This window comes from Acinetobacter lactucae, from assembly GCF_001605885.1.
Lineage (GTDB): Bacteria > Pseudomonadota > Gammaproteobacteria > Pseudomonadales > Moraxellaceae > Acinetobacter > Acinetobacter lactucae.
In genome coordinates this window covers 37,832-61,164 of the sequence record NZ_LRPE01000009.1, presented here as the reverse complement: position 1 = coordinate 61,164, position 23,333 = coordinate 37,832, and the positions used below count along the sequence as shown (strand labels likewise).

19 protein-coding genes are annotated in these 23,333 nt (G+C 37.3%); 12 read left to right on the top strand and 7 right to left on the bottom strand.

From position 1 onward, the window contains the following. Positions 1-26: 26 nt before the first annotated feature. Together AWW73_RS04015 and AWW73_RS04010 are read right to left on the bottom strand one after the other, a co-directional pair. Entirely contained in the window at positions 27-434 is a 408-nt protein-coding gene (locus AWW73_RS04015) for a RidA family protein (RefSeq protein ID WP_031948427.1), read from the bottom strand. 29 nt (positions 435-463) lie between these two features. After that, on the bottom strand, positions 464-1,306 hold the full coding sequence (locus tag AWW73_RS04010) for a phytanoyl-CoA dioxygenase family protein (RefSeq protein ID WP_031948426.1): 843 nt from the start codon (positions 1,304-1,306) through the stop codon (positions 464-466). Between the two features lie 371 nt (positions 1,307-1,677). Here AWW73_RS04010 and AWW73_RS04005 point away from each other — a divergent pair, with 371 nt between their 5' ends. The 10 genes from AWW73_RS04005 (at position 1,678) to actP (ending at position 13,419) form a co-directional block, all read left to right on the top strand. Beyond that, positions 1,678-3,480, top strand: a complete 1,803-nt coding sequence (locus AWW73_RS04005; protein ID WP_062848811.1) for an acyl-CoA dehydrogenase C-terminal domain-containing protein — start codon at positions 1,678-1,680, stop codon at positions 3,478-3,480. A 273-nt stretch (positions 3,481-3,753) separates the two neighbouring features. Continuing rightward, the gene (locus AWW73_RS04000; RefSeq protein WP_062848810.1) at positions 3,754-4,743 is read left to right on the top strand and encodes a phosphotransferase family protein; all 990 of its coding nucleotides are present in this window, start codon (positions 3,754-3,756) and stop codon (positions 4,741-4,743) included. Next, complete coding sequence (locus tag AWW73_RS03995) at positions 4,740-5,084, top strand: hypothetical protein (protein ID WP_062848809.1); 345 nt, start codon at positions 4,740-4,742, stop codon at positions 5,082-5,084. The genes AWW73_RS04000 and AWW73_RS03995 overlap by 4 nt, the downstream gene beginning before the upstream one ends. Further along, entirely contained in the window at positions 5,077-5,805 is a 729-nt protein-coding gene (locus AWW73_RS03990) for a histidine phosphatase family protein (protein WP_062848808.1), read from the top strand. The genes AWW73_RS03995 and AWW73_RS03990 overlap by 8 nt, the downstream gene beginning before the upstream one ends. Further along, positions 5,802-6,962 (top strand): acyl-CoA dehydrogenase family protein, encoded by a 1,161-nt coding sequence (locus AWW73_RS03985; RefSeq protein ID WP_062848807.1) that lies wholly within the window; start codon positions 5,802-5,804, stop codon positions 6,960-6,962. The genes AWW73_RS03990 and AWW73_RS03985 overlap by 4 nt, the downstream gene beginning before the upstream one ends. A 19-nt stretch (positions 6,963-6,981) precedes the next feature. Further along, positions 6,982-7,749, top strand: coding sequence for an SDR family NAD(P)-dependent oxidoreductase (locus AWW73_RS03980; protein WP_062848806.1), 768 nt, complete (start codon positions 6,982-6,984; stop codon positions 7,747-7,749). A 23-nt stretch (positions 7,750-7,772) separates the two neighbouring features. Next, positions 7,773-9,656, top strand: coding sequence for a sigma 54-interacting transcriptional regulator (locus AWW73_RS03975; RefSeq protein WP_062848805.1), 1,884 nt, complete (start codon positions 7,773-7,775; stop codon positions 9,654-9,656). Positions 9,657-9,800: 144 nt separating this feature from the next. Continuing rightward, positions 9,801-11,435, top strand: coding sequence for a long-chain-fatty-acid--CoA ligase (locus AWW73_RS03970; protein WP_062848804.1), 1,635 nt, complete (start codon positions 9,801-9,803; stop codon positions 11,433-11,435). Between the two features lie 27 nt (positions 11,436-11,462). After that, a complete protein-coding gene (locus tag AWW73_RS03965; protein WP_031948417.1) occupies positions 11,463-11,774 on the top strand; it encodes a DUF485 domain-containing protein in 312 nt (103 codons plus the stop codon). Continuing rightward, positions 11,767-13,419 carry a cation/acetate symporter ActP gene (gene actP / locus AWW73_RS03960; protein WP_062848803.1) on the top strand — a complete coding sequence of 551 codons (1,653 nt, stop codon included), beginning with the start codon at positions 11,767-11,769 and terminating at the stop codon, positions 13,417-13,419. Before AWW73_RS03965 ends, actP begins: the two co-directional genes overlap by 8 nt. A 455-nt stretch (positions 13,420-13,874) precedes the next feature. On the opposite strand, the gene feaR is transcribed toward actP, so the two are convergent. Beyond that, on the bottom strand, positions 13,875-14,843 hold the full coding sequence (gene feaR, locus AWW73_RS03955; protein ID WP_005131630.1) for a transcriptional regulator FeaR: 969 nt from the start codon (positions 14,841-14,843) through the stop codon (positions 13,875-13,877). A gap of 340 nt (positions 14,844-15,183) precedes the next feature. On the opposite strand from feaR, the gene AWW73_RS03950 reads away from it, so the two are divergent. Both AWW73_RS03950 and AWW73_RS03945 read left to right on the top strand, forming a co-directional pair. Continuing rightward, positions 15,184-16,530, top strand: a complete 1,347-nt coding sequence (locus AWW73_RS03950; RefSeq protein WP_081310156.1) for a carbohydrate porin — start codon at positions 15,184-15,186, stop codon at positions 16,528-16,530. 18 nt (positions 16,531-16,548) lie between these two features. After that, positions 16,549-18,777, top strand: a complete 2,229-nt coding sequence (locus AWW73_RS03945; RefSeq protein WP_062848801.1) for a beta-glucosidase — start codon at positions 16,549-16,551, stop codon at positions 18,775-18,777. A 70-nt stretch (positions 18,778-18,847) separates the two neighbouring features. Here AWW73_RS03945 and AWW73_RS03940 read toward each other — a convergent pair whose 3' ends face one another. The 4 genes from AWW73_RS03940 to AWW73_RS03925 all read right to left on the bottom strand — a co-directional run bounded on the left by AWW73_RS03940 (position 18,848) and on the right by AWW73_RS03925 (position 23,325). Beyond that, positions 18,848-19,870, bottom strand: coding sequence for an FUSC family protein (locus AWW73_RS03940; RefSeq protein ID WP_062848800.1), 1,023 nt, complete (start codon positions 19,868-19,870; stop codon positions 18,848-18,850). A 25-nt stretch (positions 19,871-19,895) separates the two neighbouring features. Beyond that, positions 19,896-21,071, bottom strand: a complete 1,176-nt coding sequence (locus AWW73_RS03935; protein WP_228142588.1) for an MFS transporter — start codon at positions 21,069-21,071, stop codon at positions 19,896-19,898. A gap of 79 nt (positions 21,072-21,150) precedes the next feature. Further along, positions 21,151-22,161, bottom strand: coding sequence for a carbon-nitrogen hydrolase family protein (locus AWW73_RS03930; protein ID WP_062848799.1), 1,011 nt, complete (start codon positions 22,159-22,161; stop codon positions 21,151-21,153). Between the two features lie 387 nt (positions 22,162-22,548). Next, positions 22,549-23,325, bottom strand: a complete 777-nt coding sequence (locus AWW73_RS03925) for an alpha/beta fold hydrolase (RefSeq protein WP_062848798.1) — start codon at positions 23,323-23,325, stop codon at positions 22,549-22,551. Between the last annotated feature and the right edge of the window lie 8 nt (positions 23,326-23,333).

Genomic DNA, 23,333 nt, shown 5'->3' with positions numbered 1-23,333 from the left:
ATTATCTACAGCTTTAAGAGCTAAATTTATTTATCTCCACAGCCAATCACCGCTACTACACGTATTTCGATTTTGAATTCTGGCCGAGCTAGTTGAGATACACCTATACTTGTCCAAGCAGGATAATTCTCTGGCAAATACTCATCTTTTACAGACATAAATTCAGCAATTTCTCCTCTTTGATCTGTATGGAATGTGATGATTTCCACGATGTCACTCATTGTTGCACCGGCAGCATTGAGCACTTCTTTTATGTTCTCAAAGGTCTGACGGGCTTGTTTCTCCATGGATGGTTCTAGAACACCAGTTTCAAGATTTTCACCTACACATCCCGAGACCCAAATCATATTGCCTACACGTACAGCAGCAGAAAAATGAAATGGATCGTAGTGTTTCTCTTTGCGTAAACCAGGGTTAATTAATTGTTTTTGCATTTTTTATTCCATTTTTAAGATTTTATTTATTAAGCAATTTTCTGAAAGATTGGTGATCTAAATAGATCTCCTTCATTCAGTTTTTCCATTTCTTCTCTAAAAAGAAATCCATTACGTGCATGGCTTGGATTTGAAGTAGGTAAACAACGAAACGTAGCATCATCGCCAAAGAAACGTAAAACTAATGTATGTCTAGTTGGACACTGTTCGTCGACAGGAGCTCCGCCATGTAATGCTCTTGGATGAAGAATCACAACATCTCTTGGTTTTAAATCCCATGATAAAACATCGTAAGCATTTGGATCTTTTGATAGTTCTTCATCAATATGGGGTAAGCGAGGGTAAGTTCCATCACCCCATAATGGCTCTGTTGGATCGTCTGGATTGCTGAAACTTGAACCATCATATTGGATACCATTATGAGAACCACGAATAATTTCTAAAGAATTTTTCTTAGGTAAAGATTGAAAAGTAATCCAAGCATTACCCCAATGTTTGCCAGCCCATGGAAGGTTGGCTGTGTCTTGATGCCAAGGTCCTCGACCGCTGTTACCATTTTCTTTTGCAAAAATTTCTTCAGCGAAATACCAAACATTTTCAGATCCCCAAAGTTCTTGAAAAATCTTACCGAAAGGCAAGGTTTTTACTAAATTATCTAACTTATCTTTAGATAATGGATTTGCATTATCTATATGGGTTTGAAGTTTGGTACCATCTAAAGCACGAAAATTACTTGGCCCCGGATGAGCCATATTCCATTTAAATATTTCGTAGCAGTCTGAAATTTGCTTTTCAGTAAGACAATTTTCAAAAAGAAAAGCTCCGTCATTACGAAAAGCGTCTATCTGACTTTTGGTAGGCTTAATTTCCATATCATATTCCTTTGAACTTTTAATAAATAAAATAATTAATTTCCAAATTGTGTGAGGTTTTTTTGGAAAATGACTATTAAATATATAGAGTTATGGGTAGTTATCATCGTGTTAAACCCACATCCTTATAATTCTTATTTATCCCAAATTATGACTATCTTTTGAGCTTAACTAATTTTTTATAATGAATAAAATGAATTAAATAAATGATTAACTATGCACAGTAGTTATTTTTATTCTTATTTTTTTGACTATATTTTCTTTCCAAAATCTATTGTTTCGTATGATGAAATAATTTTTTAAATATCCAATCACATTAGGACCCAATGAGGAATATTGATTCCAAAATTGAAATGTAGGGAATAGTTAATATGCCAATGTATAAAGCACCACTTCGTGACATTAATTTTGTATTAAGCGATTTACTCGATTTTGAATCACTCTATTCACAATATCCTCAGTCAAAAGAAAAAATGACCCGTGAAATAGTCGTCCCATATTTAGAAGTAGCATCTGAATTTTGTGAAAAAGAACTGCATCCGTTAAACCAAATAGGAGATCAACAAGGATGTAAGCTTCAAGATGGAGTGGTCACCACACCCGATGGTTTTAAGGAAGCCTACAAAAAATATATAGAATTAGGATTTCCCTCTTTAACCGGTAAGGAAGCGTTTGGAGGACAAGAATTCCCAGGATTATTATGGATCGCCATTTCAGAAATTTTGACGTCGACTAACTGGGCTTGGGGAATGTATTCAGGCTTATCCCATGGAGCAATGTATACCATTGAGAATCATGGAACAGATGAGCAAAAAACAAAATTTTTAACTCCTCTAGTTTCTGGAATATGGACTGGAACCATGTGCCTTACCGAGTCACATGCAGGTTCAGATTTAGGCCAAATCCGAACTAAAGCTGTCCCAAATAGCGATGGAAGCTATGCTATTACAGGGGAAAAAATATTCATTTCAGCGGGTGAACATGATTTATCTGAAAATATTATTCATATTGTTTTAGCCCGTTTACCGAATGCTCCAAGTGGCACTAAGGGTATATCGTTATTTATTGTGCCAAAATTTAATCTTGATGCTGATGGAAATATTGATAGCCGTAATGGAGTAACCTGTAGTTCTATAGAACACAAAATGGGTATCCATGGAAATGCAACGTGTGTATTAAATTTTGAAAATGCTAAAGGTTTTTTAATTGGCCCTGAAAATCGTGGCTTGAATTGCATGTTTACCTTCATGAATTCAGCACGAGTTTTTACGGCGGTACAAGGGTTAGCTGCCTCTGAAGCTTCCTATCAAGGTGCATTGGTATATGCAAAAGAACGGTTGGCTATGCGTTCAATATCCGGTCCTAAATTTCCGGATTTACCTGCTGATCCAATTATTGAACATCCTGCTGTGCGGAACATGCTTTTAACACAAAAAGTTTTTACCGAGGGTTCTCGTGCATTAGCTTATTATCTGTCGACTTATGTGGATATTGCTGAATTAGCTACAGATGAGTCTGAAAAAAAAGTAGCTGAAGATAAATTGGCATTACTGACTCCAATTGCAAAAGCATTTATAACGGAATTGGGAGTAGAAGTTGCTAAACATGGAATGCAGATTTATGGTGGGCATGGTTATATTTCTGAACATGGAATGGAACAAATTGCTAGAGATGTTCGCATTTCAACATTATATGAAGGGACTACTGAAATTCAGGCAATCGATTTATTAATTCGTAAAGTCATTGGTTCAAAGGGAAGCTTATTATTCTTATTAACTGATGAAATTCAGTCTTTTACAAAAGAACATCGCGGTATGGGTCTCACAGAGAATATGCTATCAAAGCTTGATCTACTCGTTAAAGAATGGCTTGATTTATCCACATTTATCCAAAATAAATATCCAGAAAATCTAGATGAGGTTGGAGGAGTCTCCATAGACTATCTATATTATTCCGGTTACGTGGTTTTTGCTTATTTGTGGGCAAAGATGGCGATTGTAGCTCAAAATAAAATTGATCAAGGAACCCAAGATGAGTTCTATTCTGCAAAAGTTTCTACGGCGCAATTCTATTTTGATAGAATTCTACCGAGAACTTTAACTCATTCTGCGTTGATTAAATCAAATACAGAATCATTATTTAAACTAAATCCTCAATCATTCAAATTTGATTAATTTCATTTCATACGAAGCTGTTGATAAATACTATCGGCAGCTTTTCGTGAACTCACTAAAAAATAAATCATGATATTTTTAAGCTTAAAAAATTGATCCATCAAAATTTAACTTTTTTACAAAACACTCATTAAAGCTCTAGAATAAAAAACATTTCAAATATGAAATTAATTTCATATTTGAAATGTTTTTTGTTTTTTAAGTATTTGAATTTTAATGTAAAAATAATGGCATGCAATTTGCTCCAACGCATATAGTTACAAGGAGTGAATAATGAATGCTAACCATATACTGCAATTGAGCGGCCTATTGCAGGAAAATTTGGGGTTAATTCCTCATGAGATTCAGTTAAAAAAGATGAGTGGTGGGGCTATTCAAGAAAATTGGCTCGTTCAAACTCAAGATTTTGCTTTAGTTCTGCGAAAAAATGCTGAGTCGAGCGTAGAGGCCAGTTCAGATCGTGAACAAGAGTATTTACTTTTAAATCGCCTCTATCATTTTGGAATTAAAGTGCCACAGCCGCTTTATTTTGAAAAATCACCTAACTTTTTAAATAGTGATTTCTTCATTATGAAAAAAATTGATGGTGTAACAGAAGGCCATAAATTAGTTCGAATTGCTGAAGAAGAAAAACGAAAAAAAATTACTCAAGAAATGGGTAAACAACTGGCTTTAATACATGCCATTCAATCAGACGAAATATTAGAAAAATTACTTCCTAAGCCAGATAGAGATCAATATTTAGAGAAAAAACTTAAAAGTTTTATAGAGCAACTAGATAGCTTGAAAAGACATCGTCCAATTCTTGAGTATGCAATTCAATGGATGTTTAACAATATTCCAAAAGTAGATGATCTGGTGTTAGTCCATGGTGATTATCGCATCGGCAACATCATGATTAATGATGATCAGATTTCTGGAATTTTAGATTGGGAGTTTACCCAGTGGGGCGACCGTAGAGAAGATATAGGTTGGTTTACTTCTAAATGCTGGCGTTTTGGTCAAGATAAAAATATAGCAGGGGGTATAGGTTCATATAAAGACTTTGCCAAAGCCTATGCTGAAATTTCCGATATCTATATCCCTGAATTTGAAATGAAGTTCTGGCATGTGCTGTCTCATGTTCGATGGGCAATTATTGCCATGCAGCAGTCTGACCGAAACAATGAAATGACTACTCCATCACTTGAACTAGCCCTAACGGAATTTTTAGTTCCCCGCCTTGAAAAGAATATCTTGGAAATATTGGGAGAAAAAGAATGAAAGAGCAAAAAGTGATTGACCTGATCAAAGCGAGTCAAGCCGTGATTAAAAATGAGCTTTTACCGCAATCGGGCAATCAGAAATATAACTTGTTAATGCTGATGCGAAGCTTTGAAATTTTGCAGGCTTATATTTTGCAAAAGGAAACTTGTTCATTACATAGCTCAGGAATTTTGCAAGATTATTTTTCTTTTCCAATCAAAGATGTTGATGATGCTATTCAATTGTTTATTGCCGATATACGTGAGGGTAAACAATCTGAGCATACATTTGAAATATTAAAAGCTCTTAATTCTGAAGACCTAAAAATTACTGAACCCAAGGTGGCTCATCATGGATAAGCATCGGCTACGTATTTATTTGGTTCGACATGGGCATGTTTCATATTTTGATGCAGATAATAATCCGATTAATCCTAAATTTGCCCAATTATCTCAACGTGGAATAGAACAAATACAAGGTTTAGCACATCAATTACGCGATATTAATTTTGAAAAAATTTATTCGTCTACCATGCCTCGTTCAATACAAACCGCAGAGATTCTGAATAGCTATCAAAGCGAACCTAAAAACATTATGTCATTTGATGATATTCGAGAAATTAAAGCAGGACGTTTAAGGGAAATTTCTTTTGATCGCGCTGAGCTGGAAATCAAAAAGGCCTATCAGTTCCATAAAAACAATCTTGAGTTGTTTGTACAAGGTGAAAGTTGGTCTCTTTTTATTACACGTGTACTGACATGGTTTGAAAAGATAATTTTAACGGCGAACAAAGACCAGAATATTCTTATTTCTTCGCACGATATTGTGAACAGAATACTTATTAATTGGGTATATGGGCATGACTGCAAAGATGTCTATTCGCAGGAACAGGATTATGGCTGTTTAAATATTCTTGATCTAAAGATTGAAAATCAAATTGTTATAAGTAAACGAATCAAACTCCAAAACTTCACTGCATATAATCTGATTAAAAATGAGCTATTTAATAGCGCTATGGATGATGTGTATGAAACGTATATCGCGACCCAAGGTTTTAAATTAAAGGAGCTCAGCTCATGATCACGCTATCTAATGAATTATTAGAGTTACAACAGAAAGTAAGAGAGTTTATCCAACAAGAGGTAATTCCATTAGAAAATGATCCTCGTCAAGATAGCCATGGGCCTAGTGAAGCGTTGCGCAGTGAATTAGTAAGTCGTGCACGCCGTTGGGGACTACTTACTCCACATGCAAGTCAGGAGATGGGAGGACTTGCATGGTCGCATTTACAAAAGGCTGTGGCTTTTGAGGAAGCGGGTTATTCTGCTTTAGGTCCAATTGCTTTAAACATTCATGCACCCGATGAAGGAAATATTCATTTATTAGATGCTGTAGCGAATGATGCGCAAAAAGAAAGATGGTTAAGGAAGCTAGTCGCGGGGGAAATTAGATCTTGCTTTGCTATGACTGAACCTGCACCGGGTGCTGGCTCAGATCCATCTATGCTTCAAACAACCGCAATTGCTGATGGTGATGATTATATTATTAATGGGCATAAATGGTTAATTACAGGAGCAGAAGGAGCAAGTGTCGCTATTATTATGGCAAAGATGGAAGATGGCACTGCTTCTATGTTTTTAACAAATACGGATGTTGATGGCTTTATATTAGAAAAAAGTATGAATGCTATGGATTCATGTTTTTCGGGAGGACATGGCATTTTACGCTTTGAGAACTTACGTATACCTAAAGAAAATGTCTTGGGTGAAATTGGTAAAGGCTTTAAATATGCTCAAGTTCGCCTAGCCCCAGCTCGTTTAACACATTGTATGAGATGGCTGGGACAAGCCAAAAGAGCACATGATATTGCTACACAATATGCACGTGAACGCCAATCTTTTGGTAAGAGATTAGGCGACCATCAAGGTGTAGGTTTTATGCTTGCCGACAATGAAATGGATATCTTAACGACTCGATTAGCTGTTCATTATTGCGCGCAGGTTTTAGATTTGGGCGAGAAAGGAAACTACGAGTCCAGTTTAGTCAAGGTGATCAGTTCTGAAGGTATCTGGCGTGTGGTGGATCGGTCAGTTCAGATTTTAGGTGGTCAGGCCATGACGGATGAATCAGTAGTCTGCAAGATTTTTAAAGATGCTCGTGGTTTCAGAATCTATGATGGAGCAAATGAAGTTCATCGCATGAGCATTGCTAAAAAGCTATTAGGGAAACAGGCATAATAAAGGGAGGAATAAAAGAATGAATATTTTTGACGTAAAAGATAAATATATTTTAATTACGGGTGCTTCAAGTGGTTTGGGACATCATATGGCTGAATTGTTTGCTAAGGAAGGAGCTCATATTGTCATTTGTGCCAGACGATTAGAACGATTGAAAGAGTTAGAGTCCTATATCAAAAATGAGTTTGGAGTAAAAGTTCATACTTTTTCATTAGATGTAAATGACCGTTTAGCTGTAAAAGATATGCTCACTGCCTTAGAAGTAGAAGGAGTGACCATAGATGTGTTAATTAATAATGCTGGAGTAGGTGATACCAAGCGTTTTCTTGATTATAACGATGAAGACTGGGATAAGATTGTAGATACTAACCTTAAAGCGCCTTGGCAATGTGCACAAGAAGTTGTGCAGCATATGATTAAAGCTGATCGTAAAGGGTCGATCATCAATATCACTTCAATTCTTTCTCAGTCTACTAACCTTGGTGTTAGCCCGTACTGTGCGTCAAAAGCTGGATTACGTCATTTAACAGAAGTAATGGCAGTAGAGTTAGCTAGATTTGGTATAAATGTAAATGCTATAGCTCCAGGTTATATGATTACTGAAATTAATGAGGAATATTTAACGAGTGAGGCAGGGCAACAGCTTTTAAAGAAGATTCCTACAAGGAAGTTTGTAGAATTTGATGATTTAAATGGGCCTCTACTATTACTTGCTTCTCAAGCGGGCCAAGGCATCACAGGCATCGAAATTAAAGTCGACGGCGGTCATAGTTCTGCCCCTATATAAAACGTTTTTTAATGGAGTAAAAAATGCTAAATCGAAAACCAATTAATATTTTGGTCACCTATATTAAAAAACCTAATATTAATGGTTTTCGCTCTTTGGTCGAGCTGGCAATAAATGAAGTAGATTCTGATGAAATTGATTTGGTGGAATGCCATATTTCGGATGTACAAGATGTTGCTCAAACCTTAGTAGAAAATGGCTGTCAGATTCTTCTTTGTACGGGAGCTACAGCAAGTTTTCTACAAAAGAAATTAAATATAGATATTCAGGTTATTCGAACCGGCACTTTTGATGTCATTCAGGCCATATCAAATTTAAAACAATATAAGCGCATTGCTTTGGTTGGGAACACGTCTACAGTTGATCTTGAGAACTATTCGGATATTTTTGCTTTAGATATACAACAATTTAACTATGACTCATATTTAGATGCCAAGAAAACCATTCATTTAATTAAGAATCAAGGCTTTGATGCCATTATTGGTTCGCCTGTTGCAGTAGAGCTGGCACTCAATGAAAATCTAGTCGGACATTTGGCTATTAGTGTACCGTCTTTAAAAGACTTGCTGCAAAATGCTTTGCGTACCCTTGAAAAGATCCGTAGGGAGCAGTACTCGACTTTACGTTTGACCGAGATTTTTAATCACTTAAATGAAGGTATTTGTTTTATCACAAAACAAAAAAAGATTTCTTTAATTAATAACTCCATGAGTGCTTTACTCGAAAAAGATCCTTCAGATGTATTAAACAAACCAGCATTAGAGATTTTTGAAGGGCTCAACTTTGATATCGATCAAGAAAATAGTCATCAACTCGTTCAATTTAAAAATCTAAAGCTTGCTGTATATATTTCCAAGCTAAAAAATGACTATATAGATGGCTATATCTTAAGAGTGCAGGAGTTAAATGCCTTAGAGCAGTCTAATAGTCAGTTTAGAAAGGTTTCGTCTAAGAACTTCAATACCAGATATACCTTTGACCAGATTTTCACTCAAAATTCCAATTTCCAGCAGATTATCAAGTTATCAAAAGCATATGCAAAAACCGATAGTACGATTCTCATTACGGGTGAGAGTGGTACGGGTAAGGAAGTGCTGGCACAAAGTATTCATAATCATAGCACTCGTTATAAAGCGCCATTTGTAGCGATCAACTGTGCATCTTTTCCTGAAAGTTTATTAGAAAGTGAGCTTTTTGGTTATGAAGAAGGGGCTTTTACAGGGGCGAAAAAAAATGGGCGTATTGGTTTAATTGAAGCGGCGCATACCGGAACACTGTTTTTAGATGAAATTGGCGATATGCCACTACATCTCCAAACTAGATTTTTAAGGGTATTGCAAGAGAGACAGATTAACCGTTTAGGCTCCGTGGTGAGCCATCATTTAGATATACGTGTAATTGCTGCAACTCACGCGAATTTAGAAGAGTTAGTACAAAATGGTACGTTTAGGGCAGATCTTTACTATCGTTTAAATATTTTAAGAGTGTATACACCTTCTTTAAAAGAACGAAAAGAAGATGTCTTGTATTTAGCAAATCTGTTTTTAGAGAAGTATAAGAAAACGCTGGATGATTTGCCTAATATTTTACAGAAGGCTTTTTATCATTATTCTTGGCCGGGTAATATTCGTGAACTTGAGAACATTGTTGAAAGAATCAATGTGTTATTGGAGCTTGATCAGGAAATTTTAACTCCAGAATTTTTAAAACAACAATTACCGGAGCTATTTCAGCCGCAAATGAATCAAACTGCACAACCTTTATTAAAAGAAGTAAAGGTAAATCAGGAATTGAGTTTAATTGAACAAATACTTGCAGAAGTAGATGGTGATTTAGACCTTGCTGCACAAAAACTCGGAATTAGCCGAACTACTTTGTGGCGTAGAATGAAGTTAATAAATAATTAATTTCAAAATTGAAATTTTTTCAAAAAAGAAAAATAACAAAACTTAATAAGCTATTGAAAATAATAATAAAAATATTTGGCACCATAGTTGCATTGACTCATATAAGCATCTGAATCAGTTGCTAAATTGTGTGAGGGAATAAGAATGACGAATGGATTAATGATGCATTGTAATTTAAATATTACTTCAATAATGCAGCATGCTTTGACAGTTTATACAGATCAAGAAATTGTATCCTTAAAGGCAGATGGGGTCACTAAGCATCGATATACATATAAAGATGCTTTCGGGCGAGTTGCTCAGTTTGCCAATGTGTTAGATCGATTAGGTGTAAGTCCTGATGCTAAAGTTGGAACAATGGCATGGAACTCATATCAGCACTTTGAATTACATTACGCCATCCCATGTACGGGAAGAATTTATCATACAATTAATCCTAAATTGGCAGCTGAACAATTAATTCAAATTATCAATTCTGCTCAAGATGAAGTACTTATTATTGAGCCTGATTGTTTGGCATTAGTTGATTCTATCTATGACAATATAAAGCAAGTCATAAAGCATTTTATCGTGTTGGGTGATCCTAATAGCGATCTAAAAGCAAAATTTGATTTTATGTTTTATGAAGAGATCATTGCTTCAGAACAGCCTGAATATGATTGGCCAGATATCCCGGAACAACGTGCAAGTGGACTTTGCTATACATCCGGTACAACAGGCGATCCTAAAGGTGTTCTTTACTCACATCGTAGTACGGTATTACATGCGTTAATACTCAGCATGCCAAATGCGATTGGGTTAACGCATGGCAGTTGTATTATGCCTTTGGTTCCTCTTTATCATATTAGCGCATGGGGAATGCCATTTAACGCCGTTTTATCGGGGGCAAAAATCGTTTGGCCTCATTCATTTGCCGGTCAGACTGAGAAAATTTTCAATTTGATCCAATCAGAGCACGTCGATATTTCTATGGCTGTTCCTACCATCTGGAATTCTTTTAAAAATTATCTTGAAGATCATCATATTTCATCAGTCAGTTTAAAACGTGCGATTTCTGGTGGATCTGCTGCACCATATTCGCTAATTGAGTCTTTGAGTCAATATGGCGTTGCTGTTGAAAATGCTTGGGGAATGACTGAAACCAGTTCAATGGGGACTTGTAATCGATTAGATCAAATTAAAAGCAACATTGAAACTCAATCAATTAAGTGCGGTAAACCTATCTTTGGCCTTCAAATGAGATTACGTGATGAAAATCATCAATTACTTCCTCACGATGGTGTTCATGAAGGCATTTTAGAAGTACGAGGACATACGATTGCTGAGCAATATATCAATCAACCCAAAACCTTAGATGAAAATAATACATGGTTTGATACAGGAGATATCGCGTGCATAGATGAATATGGATATATGCATATTACAGACCGCGCTAAAGATATGATCAAGTCGGGAGGAGAGTGGGTCAGTAGTGTTGAAGTTGAAAATGCAGCGATGGGATATGAAAAAGTTGCAGAAGCCGCCGTTATTGCCGCCAATCATCCGAAATGGGGAGAACGCCCACTTTTAATATTGGTGCCAAAGTCTCCACAAGAAAAAATTGAACATTCTGAAATTGTAGTTTTTCTATCATCCAAATTACATAAATGGGCCATTCCTTCAGCAACCATATTGGTTGAAGAAATACCGCATACACCCACTGGAAAAATCAGTAAAAAAATATTGAGAGAACGTTATCACGACTATTTCACCAATAGTTCTTTTGCTGAATGTAAATAATGATCTACATAAAAAAGGATTTTTTATATGAATTACTCTCAGGAAGCAAGCATTGTCTTAGATACTAAATTTAAAAAGATGGTGAAGCAAAGAAACCGATTTGCTGTTTTTTTAAGTTTAATCGTACTTAGCATTTATTTTATCTTTATAGGAACAGCCACATTTCGACCTGAGTTGCTTGCAATGCCATTAGAAGCAAGCAAGGTCACAGTTGGTTGGCCTATTGCTGCAGTTGTTATTGTATCAAGCTGGCTAATAACAGGCTTATATATCTTCATTACAAATCAATATTTTGACAAACAAAAAGAAAAATTAAGAAAGGAATACCGTTATGAATAAATATATAGCTTTTACTATTCTCGCTTTACTTAGCTCGGGTGCTTGGGCGGCTCCAACTGAACCAAGAAACTGGACTGCAATCATCATGTTTGGATGCGTAGTCGGTATTTCATTGCTTATTACCTTTAAAGCTGCCAAGAAAACCGTATCAAAAGAAGATTTTTATACAGCTGGCAATTCAATTTCTGCTAAACAAAATGGTCTGGCGATTGCTGGTGATTATATGTCGGCATCAACCTTACTGGGTATTTCAAGTATGGTTTTCTTTAAAGGTTATGATGGGTTTATCTATGTGACGGGCTTTTTTGTTTGTTGGCCTATTTTAACTTTCTTAATGGCCGAGAGACTTAGAAACCTTGGAAAATATACATTTGCCGATATTGTCTCGTACAGACTAGATCCACAAAGAACGCGTATTTTAGCAACTTGTGGCTCGCTCATCGTGGTGTGTTGTTACTTAATTTTGCAAATGGTGGGAGCAGGCCAGCTTATTAAGTTACTGTTTGGATTAGATTATAAAATTGCTGTCATTCTTGTTGGCTGTTTAATGCTGGTATATGTCATTTTTGGAGGAATGCTTGCGACAACGTGGATACAGATTGTTAAAGCAATTCTTTTACTCTTTGGTGGAACAGTTTTAGTATTTCTGGCATTTAAAGCATTTGGTTTCAGTCTAAATAATATGGCTACGGCCGCCGTTAATGCGCATAAACTTGGACAAAAAGTCTTAGAACCAGGACCAATGCTATCAAACCCAATTAATACCTTATCTATGTCTATTGGTTTAATTTTTGGTTTAGCTGGTTTACCACATATTCTTATGCGCTTTTTTACAGTACCAAATGCTGCTGAAGCACGCCGTTCCGTGTTTTACGCTTCTGGTTACATTGGATATTTCTTTATTGTAGTCTGTATTTTAGGTTTAGCTTCAATCGCTATAGTAGGCACTAATCCACACTATTTTGTAGGTGGACAATTAGGTGGTGACCTCATTGGTGGTAGTAATATGGTTGCTATGCATCTAGCAAAGGCGCTTGGTGGAAATTTATTACTTGGCTTTTTATCTGCTGTAGCATTTGCAACGATCTTGGCGGTTGTTGCTGGTTTGGCATTGGCTGGAGCTTCAGCAATATCTCATGATCTATTTCAAAAAGTCATTAAGAAAGGTAAAGCAACTGAAAAACAGGAAATGGTCGTATCTCGACTTTCGGTGGTGGTTTTAGGTGTGATCGCAATAGCATGTGGAATCTTATTTGAAAAAATGAACATTGCTTTTTTAATGGGTCTCACGTTCGGTATTGCTGCTTCAGCTAACTTTCCTGTACTTATTCTTTCTATGTATTGGAAAGATTTGACCACTCGAGGAGCTATATATGGTGGTTTTACAGGAATTATTTCTGCAATTGTTTTCGTAGTTTTATCTCCGACAGTTTGGGTTGGAGTATTAGGACATGAAAAAGCGATATTTCCGTTTGATAATCCAGCTTTGTTTTCTATGCCACTCGCATTTTTGGTGAGTATCGTTGTTTCTTTGACTGACAAAAGTAAAAGAGCTGAGTTAGACAGACAGGGCTTTGAGTTACAAGTGGTACGTTCCGAGCTTGGTGCTCAACAAAGTAGATTAGATAAAATGCCTTTGCATTAAGTCTATTAAATAATTCGAAAAAATCAGAAAGCATGATGTTTTTATCATGCTTTCTTTATAATAAGATTTACGTTAATAACAATGTACTAAAGCATTATTTTAGATGGTGCATCGCTAACTGATTTGGCTCCATAGTCATGAATTAAATTAGTATGAGGAATTACACGGGTAACTCTTTAATCGCTTTACTAAATTTTAACTGGTAAATTAAGCACGACTTGAGCATCTTCAATAACATCTAAGCGGAGAATTATCTAGTGTAGATTTTATATATAAATAAGCTTAGAAAAGATGAGATATTTGTCTTTTTCTAATTTTTTAGAAACTTATCTAGAGCATTGAACTTATATAAAAATAAATACAACTAATTTCAATTAATATATGAAATTTTAATAAAATATTTTAAAAGAAATAATATTTAATAGATAAGAGTTATGGAAATTAGTCCTCTTACTTTATTTCTTCGAATCTAGAAATTGTTCCCGATAAACTTTGGGAGGCAAACCAAACTGTTTTTTAAAAGAACGGCTAAAGTGAGTACCATGTGTGAATCCCCATTCAAATGCAATTTGTGAGATGGGTTTGTTTTTTAAGGCAACATTTTCAAGGTCTCGACAACAAAATTCAAGACGTTTAATCCATATATAGTGTGCTAAGGGCATAGGTTCATCTTCAAAAATCCTATATAAAGAGCTAACAGACATTTCCAATGCCGAAGCTATTGTTGCAACAGAAAGTTCAGGCTCGTCCAGATTTAGTTCGATATATTTTTTTATTCTTTTTAGATGATAAGACCTTACAGAATTCAACTGAGTTTGATTATTTTGAGGCATGCTCTGCAGTGCCCCTGCAACCATTTGTAAAATTGCTCCAGATACATTTAGTTGTGCTTCATGTGGGAGAGTTGAAAGCTGATCAAGTGAAGTGAGAAAATTAGATAGAATATTTCCCATGGGATGTTGTCTAGGCATTTTGTATGCGCATAATCTCTCAGGCGCTGCAATATGTTGTTTTAATAACATGCGAGGTATACGTAGAACCAATTTCTCAAAATCATCATTGAATCCCATGCGATAAGGACGTGTGCTATCAAAAAGAATAAAATCTCCTGGTTGGAGCGAAACAGATCTGTTGTCCTGCTCAAGAAAACCATTTCCTTTTAATTGCAAGCTGAACAGGAAGAATTCATCTTCGCCCTTATCCATTCTGATTTGGCGATTATTACGTGAAACAGTATGGCTAGAAGCATTTAACTTCATTACATCAATTTCTGAGACACGATCATGGATGAGTTCAGCATGAATGTCTTTTGATGGTGTAGAGTTTTCCATTGTCAAATCTAGTTCAACAAAGCGTTCACGAACTATTTGATGCCAGAAATCATAACGCTGTGATTGCGGAAGCATATCAGTACTAATCAACATGTTAATTCTCCATCCTGGATGTTCTTATAAAATCTAGCAAAAATGATGCCGCGATTGCTGTGACAGTAAATGAGGTTCAGAGCAACGGTAAAACTAGTCATGTTTAGCTAAAATTATTCCTTAAATGCCTTGTACAAATGATAATTCTTCCTGAATTTGCACTATTGTAAGGCTCCTTACAGATTAGCACGCTTCGTAAATGTGCAACATCACTTGCAGTAATTTTAAGCAAAAATATCAATAAGTCTGGTACATGGATGGCTAGTGGCTGACTGCAATAATCCCTGAAGCTTTCTTAACGAAGAAAGTAAAAATTTAAAATATTGAGATTGGGATAGAAATGATAGTAATGCGAAAAAGGGTGATGGTCAGTCTTCTGGCTCTATCTGGTTTTTATAGTATTTCTGCATCAGCTTATGATGTTTTGGATAAAGATTCTCCATGGGCTCTTGGCGACTGGGGGGGGATGAGAGAGGAACTGAATAAAAAAGGTTTTAGTTTTGGCCTTCAATATCATAATGAAATAGCATCAAACGTTGCTGGAGGATACGATACTCGTACTACTTTAGGGACTTCTGACCAAACAACTGTATTGTTCAATTATGACTTGAGCAAAATGACAACAGTGGATGGTCAGTTCAATGTGATTCTGACAAATCGAAATAACCATCGTCTAATTACTACGGAAAGGGTTAATGATCCTCGTTCTGGCACGCTGCCAAATCTGACACAGGAAGTTTGGGGATATGGTTCTGTTAACCGTATTACTCGTCTGACATATACCCAAGGTATTGCTGATAGAAAGTTTCAATTCACCTTCGGTAAAATGACTCCAACTGCTGATTTTTTCCCAAGTTATCCCGAATTTCAATCTCTTCTAAACAGCGGAACTGTTCCAGGAATTAGTCCTATTTGGTACGGATGGCCTATCGGTTCGTGGGGGGCAGACTTTACTTGGAATATTTCGCCAGAGATTTATCTTCGTGCGGGAGTGTTTCAACAGAATCCAGAGTTAACGAAAAATGATAAAGGTATGTCGCTTACCTTTTCTGGTGGTCAGGGAGAAATATATCCTGTTCTGTTAGGGTGGCGTCCACACTGGGGCGAAAATAAGTTAGCCGGCAATTATTTTATTGGAGCATTTTATAGCAATGTAACTGCTGATGATGTTTATGAAGGTCCAAATGGAGGTGCTGAAGCATTTAATCCAGCAGCAGGTTATAAAAAACATAATAATAAACGTGCTGCATGGTTCTATCTAGATCAACAATTAACAGGACCAGGTGATGGAAGCAAAAAGGGCTTAAAAGGTTTCATTAACGGCGAGATTAACGATAAAAATACTTCAGTTCTCCACTACGCATATGGTGCGGGTCTTTATTATACAGGGCTATTTGAAAACCGGCCTGATGATATGCTGGGCATAGCTTCAACTTATATCAAAATCAACGATAGATGGTCACAGAATAGAACAATTGCGAACGAGCTTACAGGAGTTTCGGATTATTCTGACCCGACTTATTTACCGCCTGGTGGTGGTGAACTTTCTACAGAGCTGTTTTATCGAATCAAAGCAACGGGTTGGCTGACGCTTCAACCAAATATCCAGTATTACCACTCGCCGGGTGCAGTTAAAAATGTACCTGATGCTCTTGTTATTGGTTTACAGACAAAAATTGATTTTTAATTATCGGAAGAAGATCACATGTTTAAATATAGCCCTATAACTTTAGCAATTATTATTGGCTGCTGTCAGGCTGTTAATGCAGAAGATGCTGCGAAAAGTAAACCTTGGATGAACAATAAACTAAATGCTGATCAGCGAGCTTCAGCACTTGTACAGGTAATGACATTAGAAGAGAAAATTCGCCGTGTACACAGTGAAATGGCTTTGCCCATTTTAGGATTTTCAGTGCCAGAAGGAGCTATTGGCTCAGCTGGCTATGTGCCTGGGGATGACAAACTAAGAATCCCTGCTTTACAAGTTAGTGATGCCAGCTTGGGTGTAACCAACTCGGCAAATGTTAGGCCAAATGATGGTGCAACTGCTTTGCCATCTGGCTTATCAAGTGCAGCAACTTGGGACCCAGTATTAAATTATCGGAATGGGCAACTTATTGGAGGTGAAGCATGGAGTAAAGGGTTTAATATTTTACTTGCTGGCGGGATAAATCTGGCGAGAGATCCACGGAATGGACGAAATTTTGAATATTACGGAGAGGATCCATTACTTGCTGGGATTATGGTAGGGCATAGTATTCGTGGCATACAGAGCCAGCATGTACTTTCGACAATCAAGCATTTTGCGATGAATGATCAAGAAACTGTTCGGCAGGGAATGAGTGCGGATATTTCAGAAGATGCTATGCGTGAAAGTGATCTTTTGGCATTTAAAATCGCAATGGAAATTGGGCAACCTGGCGCTGTAATGTGTGGTTATAACCGTGTAAATGGAATTTATTCTTGTGAGAATAAAGAGTTGTTGCAAAGGATTCTAAAGGATGACTGGAAATATCGTGGATTTGTAATGTCGGATTGGGGAGCAGTCCATAGTGCAGAAGCTGCGCTTACAGGTCTTGATATTGAAATGGGATCCCAGTTGGATAGATTACTTTACGGAAATGTCTGGTTTGATAAACCTCTTGCTGAAGCAGCAAAAGATAAGCCTGAATATTCAGCTCGATTGGATGACATGAATCATAGAATTTTACGTTCACTTTTTGATAGTGGACTGATTGAACATCCTCCAACTATTACACCGATAGACTACAAAAAAAATGCAGAAAAAGTTCAGCATGCTGCTGAAGAAGGAATGGTGCTACTAAAAAATGAATCTGGATTTCTTCCTTTAAAGGATAAAGCTCAGAATATCCTTGTTATTGGTGGTAATGCTGATATAGGTGTGCTGACAGGTGGAGGTTCATCACAGGTTACGCCTGTTGGGGAACCCCCAATGATAGTTCATACGGGTGGCGAAGGATTACTGAATTCGCTCAGAGATCAGACTTGGTTTAAGTCATCCCCACTTGCTGCTTTGAAAGCAAACCTACCTAAAAGTAAAATTACATTTAATGATGGACGTAATGTGGGAGAAGCTGCTGCATTAGCTAAAAAAGCTGATATCGTCATTATCTTTGCAACACAATGGATGATGGAAAGCTATGATGCCTTCGATCTTTCATTACCAGATGGTCAGGATGCAATGATTGAGGCAGTTGCTCAATCAAACCCACAGACTGCTGTTGTACTAGAAACTGGTGGTGCAATCACTATGCCGTGGTTGAAGAATACAAAAGCGGTACTGCAGGCATGGTACCCAGGTTCAGCAGGAGGACCTGCTATTGCTAATGTTCTTACGGGTATAGTGAATCCATCTGGCCATTTACCAGTTACTTTCCCAAAAAGCCTAAAGCAATTACCAAGACCTGAAATTGTTGGGTTTGGAGAACCAGAAAACGCTAAAGTCAATGTGAATTATAATATTGAAGGTGCTGAGGTCGGTTATCGTTGGTTTGCGAAACGCAATGAAAAAGTTTTATTTCCATTTGGTTTTGGACTTTCATATACCCGATTTACTTTTAATGGAATACATGTAGATTCGACAAATCCATTGAAGATGAGTGTAAATGTTAAAAATGTGGGGGATATCAAAGGTAAGGCGGTTCCACAATTTTATTTACATAATGTGAATAAAAAGGTTAAAACAAGACTGCTTGGTTGGGAAAAGGTTGAACTTGCACCAGATGAAGAGAAACGAGTGACTGTAACTGTTGATCCACGCCTCTTAGCTGATTACTCTATTAAAGATAAACAATGGAAAATAGCAGCAGGGAATTATACAGTAGCAGTAGGCTCTTCTTCAGAGGATGATTCTGAAAAGACAACTGTGGTATTAGAGCCTTCTTCATTTGCTGATAGTGCGGTTAGTCATTAATAAATGGCCTCGAAAGAGGCCATATCACTTCGCACTTAAATAGTTTTTAGAAAAATAAACTAAACTAACTTCAGTGTCTTTGCCTAAGTACTAAACGATATGCAAATGATACTAGCGCTGCTGCAACTATTAATGCCAGACATTCATTAAAAGCTGTTTTAATCGACACAGCGGACATACCTGCTTGGCTTGCTAATAGAAAACACATATTTCCATCTAAAGCTGGGGCAGCAGTCTTTGGCCAACATCTTAGTAATCCACCAATTAAGAAAAAAGGTAAAATTGTCAAAATGATCATTGATGTGCTGAGAAAATATGGCTGGATAGCAAAACGATAAAAAAATGCTAGACACACGCCGAAGATAACCCCAATAAACATTTTTAATGCCATATCGTATGGGTCTTTAAGACTTGCTAATGCCATTGTAAATATACAGGTCCCTAGCGTTACAAGTTCACCCGCAGACCAGCCGCTCTGATGAAAAGTGATAGCGCAAAGTAAAACACCAGTACTTGCTAATAAAGCAAACCGTAAAGCCTTTACATTGTCCTGATGTTTCTGAATGTGGGGATGATGGATAGTGTGGGGACTCCACTTTAATAATCCACTGTACCAAATCTCATCGTTATTCGCTTGCGTATAGCGTGTTGTAATAACCGTGACTAAGATAACGCCAATGAAGGTACATTGGATACGAGATAAGGCGAGTTCCCAAGCATGCTGTTTAAGCATTAGCGCAGGTACTAAGATTATAATAATTGTCACAGCCATCATTTGCGGAGCATAGCCTTTCGTACCATGGCTGACTCGCATGCTAAATATGGTGATAAAAATAGTGAATGAAATTAGAGAAATTATTATCCATGCGTTATTAGTGGCTTTGAGAATAGTAAGCCCTAGTAATGCACCTGCAAGGGTACCTATTATACGATAGGCACCTCGCTGGAACATCATTCCTCTTACTTGTTGAGAGATGACCCATACAGGCATCGCTGCCCAATAAGCATTATCCACCCCAAGTAAAATTGCGATTGAAAATGATAACCAAGCTGCAATGCTAAGCCGTAGACCATGTGAGATATTTGTATTCATTGAATTTCTTTAAAATATACAGCTTTTATCCATTCAACTGAATTTGTTGTAGTCGGCGAGGGGCAGTTTCTTTCAGTAAAATGCCGATGAAAGCACATGCTAATGACACACCGCCGACGATCAACATTGGACCTTTCAGACCTATTTGGTCAGCTATACCACCAGCAACAATTGGCATGAGCACACCACCAATGAGTTCACTAATAGCTGTTGGTACACCTACTGCAGCACCAATCATGTTTGGTGGGACTGATTCTCCAGGAATAATTGCGAGAAAAAGTGGGGCTAGACTAAAGCCAAAAATACCGGCAACAAAAAGGATGGAAAACATGGCAATAGATGTTTGTGTATAAAATACGAATGCAAGCATGAGCATGCCATAAACGGCGGAACAGGTAACAAGGACAGTACGTCGTCCGATATAATCTGAAATTGCAGGACCAGCAATCATACCTATAAAACCACCAAATCCCCATCCAGAAACAATCAAACCAGCTGTAGATAACGGCAAAGATTTTACCTGAGTGAGATACAAGGTAATAAAAGTTGAAAAAACAAAGAGTCCAGTCTGAAATAATGAGCCAATTAGAGTTGTCAGCCAAATATTACGATAACTGAAAACCTGCCAAATGTTTTTTTTCGGGAGGTTTTGTGAAGCGTGATGTGTAATAGGGGACGCTTTCATAGACTTCATTAACCAGTAAGTGATAATGAAACCAGGAATACCTAAAATGAAGAAAACCCAGTGCCAAGACATGTGTCCACTCATTTGAGTCGCAATAATTGGCCCGAATCCAATACCTAGCAAAGGGAAGAATGATTGATGTATACCAAGATTCAGTCCTTTCTTCTCAGGCCGAGAGAAATCGGATATTGCAGCCACACTACTACTGAATACGCCACCTTCTCCAACACCAAGAAGTCCTCGCACTATCAACATCTCACCAAAGCTTTTGACGACACCAGTAAAGCAAGTCATCAGTGAAAAAAATGCTGATGAAAAAATCAATACCTTTTTTCTGCCAACGGTATCTGACAGATTACCCAATCCCCATGACGAGATCGCCCAAGTCAGGGCGAGTACAGATGCGATAGCACCAGCTTGTAAGTTATTAAGATTCAACGCAGGTATCAATATAGGGAACAGATAAACTACTACTAATCGATCCAGCCCCACAACTCCGAAAAGTAGGGCTAGCATTATTACCATCCGTTTTTCGTAACGGATATCTTCAGGCGAAAATTTACTCATTATTTTATCCTCTTAATTATATTTCTAATTAGGCTTCTTCATCTTCTGAAGAGATTATGATTCCATTATCGAATAGGGGTACTTCATTCCGTTGTACAGGTCGTAAAGACTGATTATTAAAAATTAAGCGCGTAACATCATTTCGAGAATAGTGGCCAACTGGATCACCTGCTACTTTGGCGATTGTTATAGCATCGAGATGTATATCAGCATAAAGAATGCCTTCTTCGTCTTCTTTGAGTGGATGAACAAGGGATGCGCCATCAGGACCATAGATGCGAGTAAAACCACCACCGATTTTAAGCAGTTCTCGTTGTTCATCGCTTGAGCATAGAAGATCGATTGTGTCCTGTGAAACAGTTGCACATGGAGCAATTACATAGCACTGACCCTCGACAGCATAGGTACGTGAAACAGCTGTATTAACTTCTCCACCGATTGCTGGCGTGACTTCAGTATAAAGAGAGAAGCCTGGCCATGCCGCCACATGAATTTGCTCGTGTTGGCTGTACATGGCAAATTTTGTCAAGGGTTGAATATGCTCCCAACAACATAGAGCACCTAATTTACCAATTGACGTGTCGTGTACAGCAATATCACTACCGTCACCTTCACCGAAAACCAGACGTTCAGCCAGTGTAGGTTTAAGCTTGCGGCGAGTCGCAAGAGTTTTACCACTTTCATCAATAATCGCCTGTGACATATACAAGCTTCCGTTATCTTTCTCCGTAAACCCCATAACAACTTGAATCTGGTTATCAGAAGCTGCCTTCTCAAGCCTCTGATATTGTTCACTTCCAACGATAAGTGCCTGTTTATGGTAGTCATTCATAAATTGCATTGCCCATGCTGGAGTACCAAGCCAGACAAACCAAGGATAGCCTGGAAGAAAATTTTCAGGGAAAGCAACCAGACGTGCGCCGTTCTTCGCAGCTTCAGTAATTAGATCTATCGCTTTATCAATGCTGGCATTCAGATCCATATAGATAGGCGAAGCCTGAACTGCGGCAACGCGGGAGGAATGAAAATTTGTATTCATACTGAATTCCATGTAATTGAGATATTTTCTCTATCATTAGATAAATTCAGTGCATGGAGTGAACTCTACTTCCTGCTTGTTTTAACCTTAGTTATAACGAGGGCAAATTATTCGTTATTGCGAATAATAAGAGCTTAATGAACCGGACTTTTTAGCTTAAATCAGGGAATGAATAGAATTATTAATGTATTGAAAGACTGACTAATTTATTTCTAAAAGTAATTATAACTTATTGTCTTATATGGAAAATATAATTTTAATTGAAGAGTCGATTTAAATCATCTAATTTATTTTTATCATCTTGAGTGCTTGAAAACCCATTTACTGCTCAAATAAATGGGTTGAATATTACTTATTGGCTCAAATAAACTCACTGTAGTTAAATTTTTAAGAAAAATTAGAAGCTTGCAATAATATTCTAACTAAGTTCTCTGGTTGGGAAATGAAAGGTTCATGACCACTATCTAATGTTTGGATATCATCTATATTGGCACGACTTGCCATCAGAAGTTGTAATTCTGATGAAACCGCATTGTCACGGGTACAATGAATATAGGTTTTGGGTAATATTATGAAACCTTCACTCAATGTAACAGGGGTTACGACTGGCGTAATGGGTTGAGGCCGAAATTTTGGTAAAAAATTTTGGATAATTTGTGGTGAACAGTCATTAAAAAATGTACTGGCAATACTGTCGGGTAATAGGCGAGAAGCAAGTCCTGCATCAACCAATTCCACTTTAGGCCCACTCCCTGAAAGAGCATGGCCTTCTTTTGCCAGAGCAGCTACAGATTCACTAGAACGAGGTAAAAAGGCACATACATAAACGAGCTGATGAAACAGATTCGGTGCTGCGGATGCAGCAGCCGTAATAGCGGCGCCACCCATACTATGTCCGACAAGAATTAATGGGCCTAAGGGCATTGATTTCGCTTGTGAGATAATCGCTTGTACATAAGTATCTAGTGTTACATTGGATATTGGTGTTTGATCAGTTCCACTACCGGGTAGATCAAAAGCACGTGCAAAAATGCCTTGAGTTGTTAATTGTTGGATCACCTCATCCCACACCCAAGCGCCTTGCCAAGCCCCATGAACGAAAAGAAAATTGGGTTTACTTTTTTGTTCTGACAAATGTTGAGCTTGGTCTTTATTTTGTTGCATGAGTTTTA

Excerpts from the sequence above, each read along its gene's own strand:
- AWW73_RS04015 (WP_031948427.1), bottom strand. The coding sequence starts at position 434 with ATGCAAAAACAATTAATTAACCCTGGTTTACGCAAAGAGAAACACTAC.
- AWW73_RS04010 (WP_031948426.1), bottom strand. The coding sequence starts at position 1,306 with ATGGAAATTAAGCCTACCAAAAGTCAGATAGACGCTTTTCGTAATGAC.
- AWW73_RS04005 (WP_062848811.1), top strand. The coding sequence starts at position 1,678 with ATGCCAATGTATAAAGCACCACTTCGTGACATTAATTTTGTATTAAGC.
- AWW73_RS04000 (WP_062848810.1), top strand. The coding sequence starts at position 3,754 with ATGAATGCTAACCATATACTGCAATTGAGCGGCCTATTGCAGGAAAAT.
- AWW73_RS03995 (WP_062848809.1), top strand. The coding sequence starts at position 4,740 with ATGAAAGAGCAAAAAGTGATTGACCTGATCAAAGCGAGTCAAGCCGTG.
- AWW73_RS03990 (WP_062848808.1), top strand. The coding sequence starts at position 5,077 with ATGGATAAGCATCGGCTACGTATTTATTTGGTTCGACATGGGCATGTT.
- AWW73_RS03985 (WP_062848807.1), top strand. The coding sequence starts at position 5,802 with ATGATCACGCTATCTAATGAATTATTAGAGTTACAACAGAAAGTAAGA.
- AWW73_RS03980 (WP_062848806.1), top strand. The coding sequence starts at position 6,982 with ATGAATATTTTTGACGTAAAAGATAAATATATTTTAATTACGGGTGCT.
- AWW73_RS03975 (WP_062848805.1), top strand. The coding sequence starts at position 7,773 with ATGCTAAATCGAAAACCAATTAATATTTTGGTCACCTATATTAAAAAA.
- AWW73_RS03970 (WP_062848804.1), top strand. The coding sequence starts at position 9,801 with ATGACGAATGGATTAATGATGCATTGTAATTTAAATATTACTTCAATA.
- AWW73_RS03965 (WP_031948417.1), top strand. The coding sequence starts at position 11,463 with ATGAATTACTCTCAGGAAGCAAGCATTGTCTTAGATACTAAATTTAAA.
- actP (WP_062848803.1), top strand. The coding sequence starts at position 11,767 with ATGAATAAATATATAGCTTTTACTATTCTCGCTTTACTTAGCTCGGGT.
- feaR (WP_005131630.1), bottom strand. The coding sequence starts at position 14,843 with ATGTTGATTAGTACTGATATGCTTCCGCAATCACAGCGTTATGATTTC.
- AWW73_RS03950 (WP_081310156.1), top strand. The coding sequence starts at position 15,184 with ATGATAGTAATGCGAAAAAGGGTGATGGTCAGTCTTCTGGCTCTATCT.
- AWW73_RS03945 (WP_062848801.1), top strand. The coding sequence starts at position 16,549 with ATGTTTAAATATAGCCCTATAACTTTAGCAATTATTATTGGCTGCTGT.
- AWW73_RS03940 (WP_062848800.1), bottom strand. The coding sequence starts at position 19,870 with ATGAATACAAATATCTCACATGGTCTACGGCTTAGCATTGCAGCTTGG.
- AWW73_RS03935 (WP_228142588.1), bottom strand. The coding sequence starts at position 21,071 with ATGCTAGCCCTACTTTTCGGAGTTGTGGGGCTGGATCGATTAGTAGTA.
- AWW73_RS03930 (WP_062848799.1), bottom strand. The coding sequence starts at position 22,161 with ATGAATACAAATTTTCATTCCTCCCGCGTTGCCGCAGTTCAGGCTTCG.
- AWW73_RS03925 (WP_062848798.1), bottom strand. The coding sequence starts at position 23,325 with ATGCAACAAAATAAAGACCAAGCTCAACATTTGTCAGAACAAAAAAGT.